Origin of the sequence: Streptomyces sp. NP160, from assembly GCF_006335115.1 — a bacterium.
Taxonomy (GTDB): Bacteria; Actinomycetota; Actinomycetes; order Actinomycetales; family Quadrisphaeraceae; genus Quadrisphaera.
The window spans coordinates 1-229 of the sequence record NZ_VDMJ01000153.1 but is presented as its reverse complement, the minus strand read 5'-3'; the positions used below and the strand labels follow the sequence as shown (position 1 = coordinate 229).

General features: G+C 54.1%; 1 protein-coding gene. It reads left to right on the top strand.

The window, feature by feature from the left end:
• Positions 1–229 (top strand): discoidin domain-containing protein (locus FHN55_RS22305; RefSeq protein WP_180358026.1); only part of this gene is annotated, 229 nt, incomplete at both ends.

Sequence of the window (229 nt, the reverse complement as noted above, 5' to 3'; positions counted from 1 at the left end):
ATCGTGTGGGAAAAGGCTTGCGCGGCAAAGTACAAGCTGCAGGTCTCCACTGACGGCATCACTTTTGTGGATGCCACCGACGTAATCGCACCAACGTGTAACACGCGCGACGTACAGAAACTCAAAGCCAGTGTTGCCGCCAACGCGTACCAGTACGTGCGCATGCAAGGCATTGAGCGCACCCCCATCAATGAAACAAAGTATGGCATTTCCCTGTGGGAGTTTGAGG